Below are 16,915 nucleotides of genomic sequence, written 5' to 3' on the forward strand. Positions count from 1 at the left end.
CGGCTATAGGTGATACGAAGGGCGTACCAGGATTTATCAATGCTGTTGTTCACGAAAGGATATGATTGGGGGACACCGGGGTAGTGAAATACCTTCCGGTCAAGTTTGCTAATTCTATTATTTGCCTTGCAGCGTATATCATTTCATCAGGTACTCCCCTATCGCAGGAGAGACGGTTTGAAAAGGGATTCAGAGCAAAAAAGACCATCTTCACAAAGAAGCAGGGAATTTTTGATCTTAGATTTTGTAAACAAGCGTATTATGAAGCAGAAATGTTTCAATAGACGTTCGTCTTTTGAAACACCTTTTTTGTAAATAAATCAAAAGTATCAGACAAACAAAATCAGACAGATAATAAATAGTTTTTTATTAATTCATAAACAACTATATATTAGTGCATTAATGTAATAAGTGAAAGAGGAATATTATTTTTTTTATTAAACATTTTGTAGTTCTAAAAATACCCTCTATCTTTGCGTTCAATTAAACGAACGTCTATTCAAACACTCACATTTCCATCCCATATCAAACTATATATCAAATATTTAACCCACGAAAGAACGTTCATTTTTTCTTTAATTTCACATTTACTTGTCCGCTGAGAGATTCCTTTCTACCTTTGCAACACATTAACACAAATTAGTTTTTAATAAAATAAAAATCACAATGAAGAAACAAAAAGTAGTATTTCAAGCCGTAGACAAAAGTGTAAAAAAACGCTATTAGCAAAACGCAATCAACTATTACAGAAATAGTTAAAGAAACAAGAGGCAGAAAGAAAGGAATACCGATACGTGGAATAATTTCGCATAAAGAAGAACTTATCAAAGCGTTGATAGAATCCTACATAGAGGATGCGAATATACAAAATATCAATACATGTCAGGCTTCACTCGCACGCTACATCAATGAAAAAAGACTAATCGGAAATATTAAAAACGGAGTATTTAAACCATTATCCATCAGTTCAATATTAGTCTATATCAGCAGCATTTGGGAAGAAGTGGAAAAGGATAGACAGCACAAACCCGCCATCCACAAAAATACGCACAATGAATTATCATAATCCGCCTTACATGAAACGTCCCCTATCTTCGTGGTGATAACATTTTATCAACTTAAAAAATATACGTATGAAACGAAAAAAAAGACCGGCATCACAGAGTGAAGCCATGAAACTGAGATGGAAGAAACGGATTGTCTTTGAGAAAGGATATACCGAACAATGTGCCGAATGGATGGCAGAGCGTCTGGAAGCATTAACAGACCACCTGCAATACGGGCACGCAGTTATTGCTTATCAGAAGCAGAACGGAGACTTCAGGCTGGTGAAGGCGACACTGATCTATTACGAAGCGGAATTCCACAAGAAGTATGATCCCACAAAAATAGAAGGCGCAGTAGTCTACTGGAATGTGGACGAACAGCGGTGGACAACGTTCCAGGTGGAGAACTTCATGGAATGGAGGCCGATGGCATAGGGTGGGCACCACAGAATTACACGGATTTTCACAGATGAATTATTTCTATTTTGAGGAATCAAGTGAAAACGTCTTTGGGAATCCGGGGTAATTTGTGATGAATGTTTTATTGAAAGTACAAACGATTAATTTGAAAATACAATGGCAATAGCATACGACGGGATCAACTATTTCCCGATGGGCGTAAACTTCATGGAAGAGAACGCAATGGAAGTGATAGAGGCAAAATACGGAATCAAAGGCCCCGCAATCGTACTGAAGCTCCTTTGCAAAATATACAAGGAGGGATACTTCATACGGTGGGATGAGGAGCAGTGCCTGATCTTTGCCAACAAGGCAGGAAGGGAAGTGCAGGCCGAGGAGGTGCAGGGAATTATCGAAATTCTCTTTATCAAAGGGATACTGGACAGAAACAGTTATCTGGAAAACGGAATACTGACTTCAGAAAACATACAAAAGGTATGGCTGGAGGCAACGAAGCGAAGGAAGAGAGAACTGTCGGAACTCCCCTACCTGATAGTAAAAACGGAAAAGGAAAACGGAAAACCCGATACTCCTTCTATAACACAGGAAATTCAGCAACCGGAGCTGTTCAAAGGGGAAAAAACACCTGTTAACCCGAAAAATGTAGTACATCATGTAGCCGTTGACGCAAAAAATGCATGCAATTCCGGACAAAGTAAAGTAAAGGAAAGTAAAGCAAAGGAAAATAAAGAATTACCCCCCTCAGCTCCCCCCGAGGGGAAGGAGGAAGAAAGGAAGGAGGATTCTTCTTATCTACAGATACCGGGATACGCCTTCAATACAATGACGCACAATTACTCGGGACTGATGGACACGCTAAAGAGATTGAGCGTTACCGACACCGGGGAAGTAAACTCCATACTCAGGCTGTCGGACTATGGAAGGAAGGGAACGACGGTGTGGCGGCTGATTGCCAACACTTGCTGGAGTGACATAGGGGCAAAAGGAAGGTATCTGATAGCGGCGCTAAACAAGGCGAAAAGAAGATAGCAGGAAGTGTTAGTCTCCGATTTGTAGTTGACAAAAAAGCAAGTATCCAGACTTTTGGTCTGAAAGGGATTCAGTGAAACAAAGAAGCAAAGAGCGTACTTAAAAAACTAAAACACAGCGCTTTTAATGTACAAGATTCCTGTCGGTAAAAGCTTTGCTTTAACACAGAGTTAAAGTTTGTTCTTTGGATGCAAATAACAAGTGTTTTACGTGCAAAAGACTTGTTATTTGCATCTAAGAATAAAATGGCCGGAAGAGGGCGTTAACAATGTTAATGAAGAGCACTGATACACCCAACCGGAAAATGAGGAAATTAAGATTAAAAGTCAGTGCTCCGACCTTTTTAAAGCAATGTACAAGGATCTTTCTGCTTAACAAAGCATTGTGACAGCAGCACGGCAAACAGAGTATCGTATACTCTTGCTTTCTGAGGACACCCCTTTACACAGGCACAGCATTTAATGCAGCGTTCGGCATCCGTATTCAACTCGTCACCTTTTATAATGGCACTCACGGGACACATCTTCGCACATGCACCACAATGAGTACACAAGGATTCGTCTTCTACCCAAGGAGTACGGGGAAGTGGGACACCACTCTTACGCAAAGCAATCACCTTTCGCAAAAAACGGAACAGCGGAAAGAAAGGCTGGCGCGGACGCCGGATTTTACGGACATCCACTGCATACAGCTTCTCCGGCTCGGCAGCAGATGCTATTTTATCCGAGATCTGCTTTCCAAAATCAGCTGCCAAAGTAAGATCACGTTCATCAGGACGTCCGGCAGCTACGGGATATTTCTCTGTACTATATGAATGTTCTCCGATGAAGGTTGCACCGGCAATCACCTTAAATCCCTGTTGAATAGCCCAATAATCAAGTTCCATCAACGATTTTTCATAAGCGCGATTACCATATACCACCACGATAACTGCCGGAGTATTATTCCCGCGTACACTTGCCAGACGATCCATGGCCAGAGGAGCCACACGCCCTCCATATACAGGTACGACAATAATGGCTAACGCAGATTCGGTAATTACTAAATCCTGAGCTGCCTGTTGTGTTAAATTCGTGTTTATCACATTTGTTATTCCAGTTCCACGAACAATTGCCTCTCCAACTTGTTTTGAGGTGTGGGTAGGCGAGAAATAAATCAGATGGACTTCGTTTGCTGTCATAATAGTTATGTTTTGTGCAACAAAGGTACACTTTTATGAAGAAAAAAAGAGTAAACGATCATAAAAACCAAATTTATTTATTATCTTTGCGGCGTTGAAACATTCCGATAATCCTCCAACGGGAGACGAAACTCGGATTTCCGATTCAACAAAACATCCCAAATTCATCATATAAAAACTGTTGCGTTTGTTAAGCTTCCGGCCATTGCGTCGTAGCTTCGGCCGTACGTATTTCAACAAATAAAATTAAAATATTAAATAACTCACATATACTGTATGTATAACATTATCCAATTGAACGACAAAAATTTGTCGGAACTACAAACTATTGCCCAGGAACTGGGTATCAAAAAAACAGACTCACTTAAGAAAGAAGAACTTGTCTACAAAATCCTTGATGAACAAGCTATAGCCGGAGCTACTAAAAAAGTAGCAGCTGACAAACTTAAAGAGGAACGTAAAGAAGACAAGAAAAAACGCTCTCGAGTGACAGTAAAGAAGGAAAACGCCGACAAGGTTTTCTCTTCTACCAAAAATGGCGAACTGACCAAGACAGATGCCAACGCACCTGCAACCAAAGCACAAGCTAAGACAACAGAACCGACTAAGGAAGCAACTAAAGAGATGAGTACTGAAACGAGCGCCACTCCGGCAGAATCGATAAAGGTGACCCCTTATGCCACTCCGAAAAAGAAACCGGGACGTCCCCGCAAAAACGCAGTGGAAGCAGAAACCAAACCTGCAGAGGTTATAGCAGACAAACCTGTAACAGCCCCAGCGGTACAGGAAGAAAAGCCGGCTGCTCAACCGGAAACGGAAAAACGCCCTATCAGCAAACCGATCCTCAAACCGAAACCAACCGTTGTAGACGAAGAAAGCTCAATCCTCTCGGATATGGATGCAGATGATGATTTTATCCCCATCGAAGATCTGCCTTCAGAAAAAGTAGAACTGCCTACTGAATTATTCGGCAAATTCGAATCAACAAAAACAGAACCGGTAACCACCACTCCCGAACCGGCTGCACAACCTCAACGTCCCCGTGTCATTCGCCCACGCGACAACAACAACTACAGCAATAATAATAACAACAATAATAATAACAATCAGCGCAACAATAACCAGCGTCCTCCTGTACAACAACGTCCCATGCCGCAACAAAATGCAACTGAGCCCGCTCCTGTTCAGGAACGCCGTGTGATTGAACGCGAAAAACCATACGAATTCGATGATATCCTCACCGGAACCGGTGTATTGGAAATCATGCAGGATGGCTACGGATTCCTCCGTTCATCAGATTACAACTACCTCTCTTCACCGGACGATATCTATGTATCTCAATCACAAATCAAACTATTTGGACTGAAAACCGGTGATGTAGTAGAAGGTGTAATCCGTCCGCCCAAAGAGGGTGAGAAATACTTCCCATTGGTGAAGGTTTCTAAAATCAACGGACGTGACGCTGCTTTCGTGCGTGACCGTGTGCCGTTCGACCACCTTACTCCGCTTTTCCCGGACGAAAAGTTCAAGCTTTGCAAAGGTGGCTATTCCGACTCCATGTCGGCACGTGTGGTAGACCTCTTCTCGCCCATTGGTAAAGGACAGCGTGCACTGATCGTAGCCCAGCCTAAGACGGGTAAGACCATCCTGATGAAAGAAATTGCCAATGCCATTGCTGCCAATCATCCGGAAGTATATATGATTATGCTGCTGATTGACGAGCGCCCGGAAGAAGTTACCGACATGGCCCGCAGCGTCAATGCCGAAGTGATTGCTTCTACATTCGACGAACCCGCCGAACGCCACGTAAAAATAGCCGGCATCGTTCTTGAGAAGGCCAAAAGACTGGTAGAGTGCGGACACGACGTAGTTATCTTCCTCGACTCTATTACACGTCTGGCACGTGCATACAACACTGTATCTCCGGCATCGGGCAAGGTACTTTCGGGTGGTGTGGATGCAAACGCACTTCACAAACCGAAACGTTTCTTCGGAGCAGCCCGTAACATCGAAAACGGAGGTTCGCTCACAATCATCGCTACCGCCCTGATCGACACCGGTTCTAAGATGGACGAAGTGATCTTCGAAGAGTTCAAGGGTACAGGTAACATGGAGTTGCAGCTCGACCGCAACCTGAGCAACAAGCGTATCTTCCCGGCTGTCAACATTGTGGCATCGAGCACACGCCGCGACGATCTGCTGCTCGACAAACAGACACTGGACCGCATGTGGATCCTGCGCAAGTACCTGTCGGATATGAACCCGATCGAAGCAATGGACTTTGTAAAAGACCGACTGGAAAAAACCAAAGACAACGACGAGTTCCTGATGAGCATGAACAGTTAAAAAAGTCCTTTTGTGAACAAAACATAAAAAAAAGAGTGAGATTCTGTTTGATTCTCACTCTTTTTATTTAGCTTTGCACTACATGCATCATAAACAAGCATAAAACAAACACCGGAAGTACAACAATTACTGTGGGAAAGTTTATTAATATAACGTTTATAGCAGTAGTAACCCTATACTCTGTCACTACACATGCTGCCAATAAAGCAACAATGCACGTGTCAGCACTCCAAAACCTGATTGACAACAGCCTCAATTATAGTAAAGAAGCTCCCAACGACAGTATCATCCAATGGGGTCATGAACTGGCTCCTATCCTGAAAAAACAGAAAGAGTACAAAACCCTCTTCCAGTTGAAACAGCTTATTGCGACTGCCTATGCCACACGCGGAGACATGAACATGGCCATCGACCATGCCCGCCAGATGTACAAGGAAGCCAAAGAACTGAATTACCCCATCGGCATTGCCCTTTCCAGCCGCGCCATCGGGGATGCTTACCTCAACGCCAACATGCAGGAACCTGCCATCGAATCCTATAAGGAAGCCCTGGAATTGCTGGACAAGATACCGGGCAGCGAAATCCTCGAACAGGAAATACTTCCGAAATTCATTCTGACCCTGATCCAGACATCACACATGGACGAAGCACGTACCTATCTAAAAAGATTCGAGAACCTGCATACCGCCGTTCCAACTCCTACATTCCACTTTTTTTTATGTGCATGTAAAGCTTACTATGACATTGAAGCAGGCAATCCGGAGAAAGGAAAAGCCAGTTTGGACGAAGCAAGGAAAATCAGTGACCAATTGAAATTCCTCTATCTCCGCAGTATCTTTAACTACATATTGGGGCAATACTACCAGGCTATCGGTGAGTATGGACTCGCCTTGCAACAATATGAACGCCTGATAAATACCCCTAAAGCACCCGCTCCCAACAAACACATCGGATTGCAATTGGAGTGTGCGCAGCTACTGACTAAGATGGGAAGGACAGAAGAAGCCTGCCTGATTTACCAAAAGGCCAACGAACAAAAAGACTCGCTGAACGCTTTGAGTTATGCCCGGCAAATCAATGACCTGAGAGGCATGTACCAGATAGACCAGATGGAAATCCGGAACCAGATACAACGCAACCAGATCACCCTGTGGGTTATCATAGCTTCCATTTTCATATTAGTGCTTATTTTGCTGCTGATCGTCCGCATCCGGCAGGAAGCCAACCGCCTTCTCCATTCCAAAGAAGAGTTGGAGATTGCACGCAAGTATGCCGAAAACGCCATACATACCAAAAGCCTGTTCCTATCCAATATGAGCCACGAAATACGGACACCGCTGAATGCCCTTTCCGGATTTTCGTCCATCCTGACCGAAGAGTCTATCGACAATGATACACGACGTCAATGCAACGACATCATCCAGCAGAATTCCGAGCTGCTGTTAAAGCTGATCAATGACGTGATAGATCTGTCGAGTCTCGACCCGGGTAAGTTGACTTTCAACTTTAAGGAATGTGGCGCAGTCAATATATGCCGCAACGTAATCGATACTGTAGAAAAGGTGAAGCAAACTCAGGCCGGAGTCAGTTTCGTCACTTCACTGGACAAACTGACTTTGCGTACCGACGAATCACGTCTGCAACAGGTATTGATCAATCTGCTGATCAATGCCACCAAATTCACCACCGAAGGCAACATCACCCTGACACTGGAGAAAGAGTCAGAGACCATGGCCCTGTTCACAGTAACGGATACCGGATGCGGCATCCCCCCCGAAAAACAGAATCAGATATTCAACCGTTTCGAAAAGCTGAATGAAGGGGCACACGGAACAGGACTGGGACTCTCCATTTGCCAGCTTATCATCGAACAAATCGGAGGAAAGATATGGATTGATCCGGAGTACACCGGAGGTGCACGCTTCCGGTTTACACACCCCATCGGACCCACAAAAGAAGAGGAGGCAGAAGGATGAAACGATTCATACTGATCCTTATTGCATGCTGTCTGGCCTCAGGAGCGTACGCGGACGGACAAACAGAAGCCGACAGCCTGTATCGGGTGGCACAGACACTTCCGCATGATTCCACACGTCTGGAAATGCTCAAGAAACTGGCACAAATAGAACAGTTGACACCGAAATGTATCACATATTCAAACCTGCTGAGAGAAGAAGCAACTCTACAGAATAACGATAAATACAACACCATAGCTGCCTATCTGCACACAGTGTACTACTATAACCAAAGCAACCGGGACAGTGTAAAGAAATGGCTGGACATTATGGAGCCTTATGCCCGGAAGTCGAAAACCTGGGATCTGTATTTCGACGCTCTCCGCTTCCAGACAGACCTCTACACTTATGAAGAGCAGTATGAACTTGCCATCAACGAGGCAAACCAGATGTTCGAAAGGGCAAAGAAAGTGGACTGTGTCCGCGGACTGATCGGAGCCAAACAATGTCTGGGCAATGCTTATATCGGCACGGAGCGATGGGACGAGGGAATGAAAGCATTGGAAGAAGCCTATCAACTATCTTCGCGAACGGACAATGCCGTGGTACGGATCTCGATCCTTTGCCAACTGATTGCGGTAGCCAAGGATAAACAGAACAACAAACAGCTGTCCGAATACCTCGGAAAGTTAAAAGAGACTTTGCAACAGCACACTGCCACAAACCCGATGCTCAAAGAGGCATTTTATGATGTTTATCTGTTCGGTGAGGTGTACTATACCTATTATTATCTGAATACCGGCCAATCGGAACAGGCACACGAAAGCCTGGAAAAAGCCGGGAAATATCTTACTCCCAATACTTTCTTCATGTACCGGGTGCTCTATTACGATGCCTATGCAGCTTATTACCGAACTCAAAAAGAGTATGACAAAGCACTTGCGAAGATGGACTCTACCATCATTTTATTACAGGAAGACCGGAACAGCAATTATATCCACCAGCAGCTGTCTAAAGCCGATCTTCTGGTAGAAGCCGGGCGGAGTGCGGAAGCTCTTCCGTTGTATATCAGGACACTCCACCTGAAAGACTCCATCGAAACGACTATTTTCGATAAACAGATGCAGCAGATAAAGGCCAAATACAATATCGACAAAGTAGCTTTGGAAGAAGAACAGTTGAAAAGCGATATCCAACTGACGGCTTTGGTCATTGTCGGCATTGTCCTGGCAATCCTGATTGTCTTCATGCTTCGTATCTCGCACGTTCGTAAAGCATTGGAGCTATCGGAAAAAGAGACACGGAAGGCAACCCGTATGGCGGAAGAAGCCAACGAGATGAAGAACCGCTTTTTGTCGAACATGAGTTACCACATCCGTATCCCGCTGAACGGCGTAGTGGGCTTCTCGCAACTGATAGCTTCCGAATCCAACATGACCGACGAAGTCCGGAAAGAATACTCCTCCATCATCCAGAAAAATTCGGAAGAGTTGATGCGCCTGGTCAATGATGTACTCGATTTATCGCGGCTTGAAGCAGGCATGATGAAGTTCAATATTCAGGAATACGGACTAACCGAACTCTGTAACGAAGCTCTCTACATGGCGCGTATGCGCAACGAAGAGAACATCTGTATCCGGCTCGGAAACGAAACAGCCCCCGGCCTGGACATCCGTATCGATACGGCCCGTTTCGGCCAAGCGCTGCTGAGTACTTTGACTTATCCGCAGAAGTGTAAAGAAAAACGGGAGATCGACTTCAAAGTGACCCATGACACAGAAAAGAACATGATCCGTTTCCGCATCATTAACTCCCCGTTGGCCGACGAAAGATTTACCTCACAGGAGGTATACATCCGCCACGAAATTAACCGGTTGTTGCTGGAGTATTTCGGAGGAAGCTATAAAGTACAGGCAAACGCAGGCGAAAAACCGACCATCCTCTTCACCTATCCGTTGGGAAAAAATTGACTTCTTTTCCCGGTGGCTCGTCAACTTCTGCAGAAAGTTGTATCTTTGCGGCCTGCAAACTAAAATCCTTATTTATGTATACCAACAAACAGATCTGGAGTGTCAGTTACCCGATTCTCCTGAGCTTGCTTGCGCAAAATGTCATAAATGTCACCGACACCGCCTTTCTGGGACGCGTCAGTGAGATAGCTCTTGGTGCCTCTGCCATGGGCGGGCTTTTCTATATTTGTATTTTCACCATTGCCTTCGGATTCAGCACCGGTTCACAGATCGTCATTGCCCGCCGCAACGGTGAAGCGCGTTATACCGACGTGGGGCCTGTCATGATCCAGGGAGTCTTGTTCCTGCTTGCCATGGCTCTTCTGCTTTTCGGCTTTACCAAAGCATTCGGTGGCAACATTATGCGCCTGCTGGTATCTTCCGAAAGCATTTATGACGCCACGATGGAATTTCTCGACTGGCGCATTTTCGGCTTTTTCTTCTCGTTTGTCAACGTCATGTTCCGGGCACTCTATATCGGAATCACCCGCACCAAGGTACTTACCATCAATGCGGTAGTAATGGCTCTGACCAATGTGGTACTGGACTATGCCCTGATATTCGGACACTTCGGATTGCCGGAGATGGGCATCAAAGGAGCCGCCATCGCCTCGGTAATAGCCGAAGCGGCTTCGCTGCTGTTCTTTCTGATTTATACGTATATCACCGTCGACCTGAAAAGATACGGTCTCAACCGTTTACGCTCGTTCGACCCGGCTTTGCTGATGCGCATCCTCAGCATATCGTGCTTCACCATGTTGCAGTATTTTCTGTCAATGGCCACCTGGTTCATTTTCTTCGTGGCTGTGGAAAGGTTGGGACAGCGTGAACTCGCCATTGCCAACATCGTACGAAGTATCTACATCGTCATGTTGATTCCGGTAAATGCACTGGCAACCACCACCAACAGCCTGGTGAGCAACGCCATCGGCGCGGGAGGCATCGAACACGTGATGCCCCTGATAAACAAAATCGGGCGTTTCTCTTTCCTGATCATGCTGGGACTGGTCATCGTAACCGCCCTTTTCCCACAGGCATTGCTTTCGGTATACACCAACGAGGCAGCGCTGATCAGCGAATCCGTACCATCGGTATACGTTATCTGCGCGGCCATGCTGATTGCTTCGGTAGCCAATGTGGTATTCAACGGCATATCGGGCACAGGCAACACTCAGGCGGCACTGATGCTCGAAGCCATCACCATCGCAATCTACGGATCGTATATCATTTTCATCGGAATGTGGGTAAAAGCTCCCATCGAATGGTGCTTTACAATTGAGATACTGTACTATACACTGTTGCTCGCCACAAGCTATATTTACTTCAAAAAAGCAAAATGGCAGAACAAAAAGATATAAAGTACAAGAGATTTTTGTACATTTGCGGCTGATTTCACCACAGATTACACAGATTAGCACAGATACTCTCTATTTCAAATACAAAATCCGTGTTAATCCGTGTAATCCGTGGTGGATTTTACACATCATTAGTAATTCATAATTCAAAGATATGTTCGACAATTTAAGCGAAAGACTCGAAAGGTCGTTTAAGATTCTGAAAGGTGAAGGCAAAATCACCGAAATCAACGTAGCAGAAACCCTGAAAGACGTGCGCAAGGCACTGCTCGATGCCGACGTTAACTATAAAGTAGCCAAAGGCTTCACGGATACGGTGAAGGAAAAAGCATTGGGACAAAACGTGCTCACAGCCGTAAAACCAAGCCAATTGATGGTGAAGATCGTTCACGACGAGCTGACTCAACTGATGGGTGGAGAGACTGTCGAGATAGATACCAAAGGCCAACCGGCAGTCATCCTGATGTCCGGTCTGCAAGGTTCGGGTAAGACTACTTTCTCAGGCAAGCTGGCACGTATGCTGAAAACCAAGAAGAACAAGCGCCCGTTGCTCGTTGCCTGTGACGTTTACCGTCCTGCCGCTATCGAACAGCTTCGTGTATTAGCCGAACAAATCGATGTACCGATGTACTCGGAAATCGACAGCAAAGATCCCGTTGCCATAGCTCAAAACGCCATCAAGGAGGCACGTGCCAAAGGTTACGATCTGGTAATTGTCGATACGGCCGGACGTCTGGCAGTCGACGAGCAGATGATGAATGAAATCGCAGCTATCAAGGAAGCCATCCAACCGAACGAAATTTTGTTCGTGGTAGACTCCATGACCGGTCAGGATGCCGTAAACACTGCCAAGGAGTTTAATGAGCGTCTCGACTTCGACGGTGTAGTGCTGACGAAGCTCGACGGTGACACCCGTGGTGGTGCCGCCCTCTCTATCCGTTCGGTTGTGAACAAGCCTATCAAATTTGTAGGTACAGGCGAGAAACTCGATGCCATCGACCAATTCCACCCCGCCCGTATGGCCGACCGCATCTTAGGTATGGGTGATATTGTTTCTCTGGTGGAACGTGCGCAGGAACAATATGATGAAGAAGAAGCCAAACGCCTTCAGAAAAAGATTGCCAAGAACCAGTTCGACTTCAACGACTTCCTCAGCCAGATTGGCCAGATCAAAAAGATGGGTAACCTGAAAGAGCTTGCATCGATGATTCCGGGTGTAGGCAAGGCTATCAAAGACATCGACATTGATGACAATGCTTTCAAGAGCATTGAAGCCATCATCTACTCCATGACTCCGGAAGAGCGCAGCAATCCGGCTATCCTGAATGGCTCGCGCCGTACACGTATCGCCAAAGGTAGCGGTACGACTATCCAGGAAGTGAACCGCTTGCTGAAGCAATTCGACCAGACCCGCAAAATGATGAAGATGGTAACCAGCAGCAAAATGGGCAAGATGATGCCGAAGATGAAATAAAACTGCACTTTTCGTCCCGAAAGCTTGACTTTGGCTTTGGGATGATGTATCTTTGTCAATGTAATCATTCAATAGATCCAATCAGAATGCAATAAAAGGAGGAAACCGTGGTTCCTCCTTTTTTTATGCACCTAACCGAAAGGAGAACCTACAGCCCGCAGCTTAAGCCTCCGAAGACGGTTGCCATACTCCCGAATGCCAGTTGCATTTCCTCCAAATGCTTACTGCATTTCAGCAAAACCCCGGCTCTACTTGTATCGGACCGAGGCTCTATCCCGAAAAGCACCTCCCTGCTTTCGACCCCTCCCCTCCTCCTGTTAATAATCTATAAAGCTACTCTTGACAAAAAACAGGAGATGGTAAATGATATTACTTTTGTCCGATACCATAAAAACATTGAATCAATGAAACACATTCTCTTCACTCTGGCGCTTGCTTCCGTAGCCGGGATAGCCAACGCACAACACAATGGGCACTCCTATACGGTAGAAGGTTTGATAAACGATTCTACCCTGAACGGACAGACACTCTATATCAGCCGTTATGACGACGGAATGAAAGTGGATAGCACGCAAGTGACCAACGGGCAATTTAAATTCACGGGAAAAGCGGACATCCCCTGTTTTTGCCGCATCGATGCGGGGAGAGAGTATGCCAACTTCATCCTCGAAGGGGGCAACATCCAGGTCAATGTACTGACTCACAATGACCCGAAGGGAACGCCAATGAATGAGGAGTATACCCACATATCTGATAAGACATCCGAGCTGGTCACAGAGTTGAGAAAAAGACATGCGGCCATCGAACAGCAAACAGAAGACAAATCGGAACAACTCCGGCTTAAAAAAGAATACGCCGATACTTACTGGCATCCGACTTATACCCGACTATACAAAGACATGTTTATGAAGAACCCGGACAATGCACTCGGAGAGTTTGCCATCAGAGAGCTTGCCATGTGCGCTTTGCCCGAAGAGATGGACACCATATTTGCGGCTTCCGGCCCCTGGTTGAAGTCACTGAGCGTATATCACCGCATCGAAAAGCAGTTTCAAGGCATGAAAGCGACGGCAGTAGGACAAAAGTTTACCGACTTCAGCGGTAAGACCATAGACGGCGCCGCAAGCTCTTTATCCGATTTTGTGGGCAAAGGTCAATACACTTTGGTAGATTTCTGGGCAAGCTGGTGTGGCCCCTGCCGTTCCGAATCGCCTCATATAGCCGAACTCTACAACACATACAAAGACAAAGGACTGACTGTTCTGGGAGTAGCAGTCTGGGACAAACCGGAAAATACCAAAAAAGCGATCAAGGAACTCAATATCGACTGGCCGCAAATTATCGACACCGGTATGACGCCCATGGATCTGTACGGTGTAAAAGGTATCCCTTTCATCCTCCTCTTCGGACCTGACGGAACCATCATCGCACGTGACCTCAGAGGAGAAGGAATGAAAAATAAAGTAGCCGAAGTACTAAACAATAAATAACTCAATAAACGAATAAGAAATGACACTGATTGATGGAAAAGCCATCTCCGAACAAGTAAAGCAGGAGATTGCAGCCGAAGTGGCAGAAATAGTGGCTCATGGAGGCAAACGCCCTCACCTGGCAGCCATCCTCGTAGGACACGACGGAGGCAGCGAGACATATGTAGCCGCCAAAGTAAAAGCTTGCGAAGTGTGCGGATTCAAGTCGTCACTGATCCGTTACGAAAGTGATGTGACAGAGGACGAGCTGCTTGCCAAAGTACGCGAACTGAATGAAGATGATGATGTAGACGGATTTATCGTACAACTTCCGTTGCCCAAACACATCTCCGAACAAAAAGTGATTGAGACCATCGATTACCGCAAAGATGTGGACGGATTTCACCCGATCAATGTAGGACGCATGTCTATCGGACTGCCTTGCTATGTATCGGCCACTCCGAATGGAATCCTCGAACTGCTGAAACGCTACCGGATAGAGACATCCGGGAAAAAGTGCGTCGTATTGGGACGCAGCAATATTGTTGGCAAACCGATGGCTGCACTGATGATGCAGAAGGCTTATCCGGGAGACGCTACGGTGACCGTATGTCACAGCCGCTCAAAAGATCTGGTGAAAGAGTGCCGGGAAGCCGATATCATTATCGCTGCATTGGGACAACCCAATTTCGTAAAGGCGGAAATGGTGAAAGAAGGTGCCGTGGTCATTGACGTAGGTACCACCCGGGTGCCCGATGCCAGCAAGAAGTCCGGGTTCAAGCTCACAGGAGATGTGAAGTTTGACGAAGTATCCCCGAAGTGTTCGTTCATCACTCCCGTTCCGGGAGGAGTCGGCCCGATGACCATCGTGTCACTGATGAAAAATACATTGCTGGCAGGTAAGAAGGCGATCTATCAATAACCCACTCCTCCGTTTCCCTCTTCATAGAAGGGGAAACGGAGAATTTGCTTTTCAATACCTTAGTATCATGAATACGATATTTAAAACCACAGGCTTGTGCGTCCTTCTCTTCGCATGTACCCCATGGGCTACCGCACAAAATTTCTCTATCGACTATCCTTCATATCAAAAAAGAAATACCGACGCACTTGAAATCAGCCGGATCGTCCGTAATGACACAGCTACCATTCTGTATATGGATGCTTACTCGCGCCCTAACTATTGGATACGGCTGGCTTCGGGGCTCTCTCTACACGGAGTGCAAAGCGGAAAGAATTACCCTGTCGTCCGATCGCAAGGTTTCGAGCTGGACAAGCAAGTATACATGCCGGCTTCGGGCAATGTGACGTTTATCCTGCAATTTGCCCCTATCGACCCGCAGGACCGGACGATAGACTTTGCAGAAAGCAACAATGAAGAGGACTTCCGGATCGAGGGGATTTGCCTTGACGCATCTGCCCCCCAAAAGAAAGTACACTGCCACCTGACCGGAAAAATGGCAGACCGCCCACAAACCAGCCGCCTGATACTCATAGAAAGCAACAAGAATACGAACGGTACCCCGTGGATTTCGATACCGGTACGCAACGGCATCTTTGAGTACGACTTCTATACCGACCACGAAAAGGCTTACGAACTTATCTGCTGGGACGACCTGCTGAACGGCTGTTGGTATCCGGTCACTTTCTTCGCAGAGAATGGAACGGTATCTTTCACCATATCTCCCATAGACGCACACCCACCCTATCGCATAGAGACCCTCAACCCACTGACCACGGCCCTCCGGCAATTTGAAGCGGAAGGGAAGGATAAGTTCAGTTTCGATGAACTCAACGCACGAAGAGATACGCTCGAGAAATACGGACGTTTTGAAAGCGAAGCCATGCAAGCACTCTGGAAAAAGTTCGATCAGGTGAAAGACAATCCCGAAGAAAAGAACAAGTTCTTCAGAGAAAGGGACCGCCTGGAAGAAAGTGGCGAAGCATTCACAGAAGAAGCAAAAGCACTGATGAAGGAAAGGGAACAACTCTTCCGGAAAAAGACTCTTTGGGAAACGGAACAAGCCTCGCAACACCCTTCGCTGTTAGGACTATTCATCTTGAAAATAAAGGTGGAGAACGCACGGAAAGGCGAAGACGTCACCCCCTATCTGGAAGCATTTCAAAAAGTGTACGCCTCCCGCTATCCCGAACATCCTTATACCCGGGAAATGCAAATGTTTGTCGACAATAACCAGCCCAAAGCGGGAAACCGTTTCATCGACTTCTCCGCTCCCGACCTGAACGGCAACATGGTTCAGTTGTCCGAACAGATCCGGGGCAAAGTGGCTCTGATCGACCTATGGGCCTCCTGGTGTGGTCCGTGCCGTACGGCCTCCAAGCAATTGATTCCCATCTACGAAAAATACAAAGACCGTGGATTCACCGTCATCGGCGTAGCGCGCGAGCAGAACAGCGATATCCGTATGAGAGAAGCCATACGGAAAGACGGTTACCCCTGGCTGAACCTTATCGAACTGAATGATGTTCAACAGATCTGGTCAAAATACCGGATACCGAATGCTGCCGGAGGAACTTTCCTGGTGAACGCCCAAGGAATCATTCTTGCCGTGAACCCTACAGCCGAGGAGGTGGAACACATTCTTCAGAAAGAACTTTAATACCTGTTGCT

The 16,915-nt window shown here is 46.2% G+C and carries 11 protein-coding genes; 10 read left to right on the forward strand and 1 reads right to left on the reverse strand.

Annotation, left to right across the window (positions count from 1 at the left end; all coding sequences use genetic code 11):
• Positions 1-1,133: 1,133 nt before the first annotated feature.
• Entirely contained in the window at positions 1,134-1,481 is a 348-nt protein-coding gene (locus tag KO473_RS14305; RefSeq protein WP_005780395.1) for an SH3 beta-barrel fold-containing protein, read from the forward strand.
• Between the two features lie 141 nt (positions 1,482-1,622).
• Positions 1,623-2,495 (forward strand): DUF4373 domain-containing protein, encoded by an 873-nt coding sequence (locus KO473_RS14310; protein WP_005821092.1) that lies wholly within the window; start codon positions 1,623-1,625, stop codon positions 2,493-2,495.
• A gap of 343 nt (positions 2,496-2,838) precedes the next feature.
• Here KO473_RS14310 and KO473_RS14315 read toward each other — a convergent pair whose 3' ends face one another.
• Positions 2,839-3,675: a 4Fe-4S binding protein gene (locus KO473_RS14315; RefSeq protein WP_005821094.1), complete on the reverse strand. Its 837-nt coding sequence runs from the start codon at positions 3,673-3,675 to the stop codon at positions 2,839-2,841.
• Positions 3,676-3,951: 276 nt separating this feature from the next.
• On the opposite strand from KO473_RS14315, the gene rho reads away from it, so the two are divergent.
• From rho to KO473_RS14355, 8 genes are all read left to right on the forward strand, one after another.
• Entirely contained in the window at positions 3,952-6,021 is a 2,070-nt protein-coding gene (gene rho / locus KO473_RS14320; RefSeq protein ID WP_005821097.1) for a transcription termination factor Rho, read from the forward strand.
• A 212-nt stretch (positions 6,022-6,233) separates the two neighbouring features.
• On the forward strand, positions 6,234-7,997 hold the full coding sequence (locus KO473_RS14325; protein WP_005821098.1) for an ATP-binding protein: 1,764 nt from the start codon (positions 6,234-6,236) through the stop codon (positions 7,995-7,997).
• Positions 7,994-9,946 carry a HAMP domain-containing sensor histidine kinase gene (locus tag KO473_RS14330; RefSeq protein WP_122130167.1) on the forward strand — a complete coding sequence of 651 codons (1,953 nt, stop codon included), beginning with the start codon at positions 7,994-7,996 and terminating at the stop codon, positions 9,944-9,946. Before KO473_RS14325 ends, KO473_RS14330 begins: the two co-directional genes overlap by 4 nt.
• A 74-nt stretch (positions 9,947-10,020) precedes the next feature.
• Positions 10,021-11,343, forward strand: coding sequence for an MATE family efflux transporter (locus KO473_RS14335; RefSeq protein WP_005780409.1), 1,323 nt, complete (start codon positions 10,021-10,023; stop codon positions 11,341-11,343).
• Between the two features lie 151 nt (positions 11,344-11,494).
• A complete protein-coding gene (ffh, locus tag KO473_RS14340) occupies positions 11,495-12,814 on the forward strand; it encodes a signal recognition particle protein (RefSeq protein WP_005780411.1) in 1,320 nt (439 codons plus the stop codon).
• 404 nt (positions 12,815-13,218) lie between these two features.
• A complete protein-coding gene (locus KO473_RS14345) occupies positions 13,219-14,304 on the forward strand; it encodes a TlpA disulfide reductase family protein (RefSeq protein ID WP_005821103.1) in 1,086 nt (361 codons plus the stop codon).
• Between the two features lie 19 nt (positions 14,305-14,323).
• Positions 14,324-15,205 carry a bifunctional methylenetetrahydrofolate dehydrogenase/methenyltetrahydrofolate cyclohydrolase FolD gene (folD, locus tag KO473_RS14350; protein ID WP_005780414.1) on the forward strand — a complete coding sequence of 294 codons (882 nt, stop codon included), beginning with the start codon at positions 14,324-14,326 and terminating at the stop codon, positions 15,203-15,205.
• Between the two features lie 67 nt (positions 15,206-15,272).
• The gene (locus KO473_RS14355; RefSeq protein ID WP_032541720.1) at positions 15,273-16,904 is read left to right on the forward strand and encodes a TlpA disulfide reductase family protein; all 1,632 of its coding nucleotides are present in this window, start codon (positions 15,273-15,275) and stop codon (positions 16,902-16,904) included.
• The last annotated feature ends 11 nt before the right edge of the window (positions 16,905-16,915 follow it).

The organism is Bacteroides sp. HF-4919 (genome assembly GCF_018860125.1).

What these genes read in the sequence shown, in the direction of transcription:
- KO473_RS14315 (WP_005821094.1), bottom strand. Translation starts at nt 3,675, where the DNA reads ATGACAGCAAACGAAGTCCATCTGATTTATTTCTCGCCTACCCACACC.
- KO473_RS14310 (WP_005821092.1), top strand. Translation starts at nt 1,623, where the DNA reads ATGGCAATAGCATACGACGGGATCAACTATTTCCCGATGGGCGTAAAC.
- KO473_RS14355 (WP_032541720.1), top strand. Translation starts at nt 15,273, where the DNA reads ATGAATACGATATTTAAAACCACAGGCTTGTGCGTCCTTCTCTTCGCA.
- KO473_RS14305 (WP_005780395.1), top strand. Translation starts at nt 1,134, where the DNA reads ATGAAACGAAAAAAAAGACCGGCATCACAGAGTGAAGCCATGAAACTG.
- KO473_RS14335 (WP_005780409.1), top strand. Translation starts at nt 10,021, where the DNA reads ATGTATACCAACAAACAGATCTGGAGTGTCAGTTACCCGATTCTCCTG.
- rho (WP_005821097.1), top strand. Translation starts at nt 3,952, where the DNA reads ATGTATAACATTATCCAATTGAACGACAAAAATTTGTCGGAACTACAA.
- KO473_RS14325 (WP_005821098.1), top strand. Translation starts at nt 6,234, where the DNA reads ATGCACGTGTCAGCACTCCAAAACCTGATTGACAACAGCCTCAATTAT.
- folD (WP_005780414.1), top strand. Translation starts at nt 14,324, where the DNA reads ATGACACTGATTGATGGAAAAGCCATCTCCGAACAAGTAAAGCAGGAG.
- ffh (WP_005780411.1), top strand. Translation starts at nt 11,495, where the DNA reads ATGTTCGACAATTTAAGCGAAAGACTCGAAAGGTCGTTTAAGATTCTG.
- KO473_RS14330 (WP_122130167.1), top strand. Translation starts at nt 7,994, where the DNA reads ATGAAACGATTCATACTGATCCTTATTGCATGCTGTCTGGCCTCAGGA.
- KO473_RS14345 (WP_005821103.1), top strand. Translation starts at nt 13,219, where the DNA reads ATGAAACACATTCTCTTCACTCTGGCGCTTGCTTCCGTAGCCGGGATA.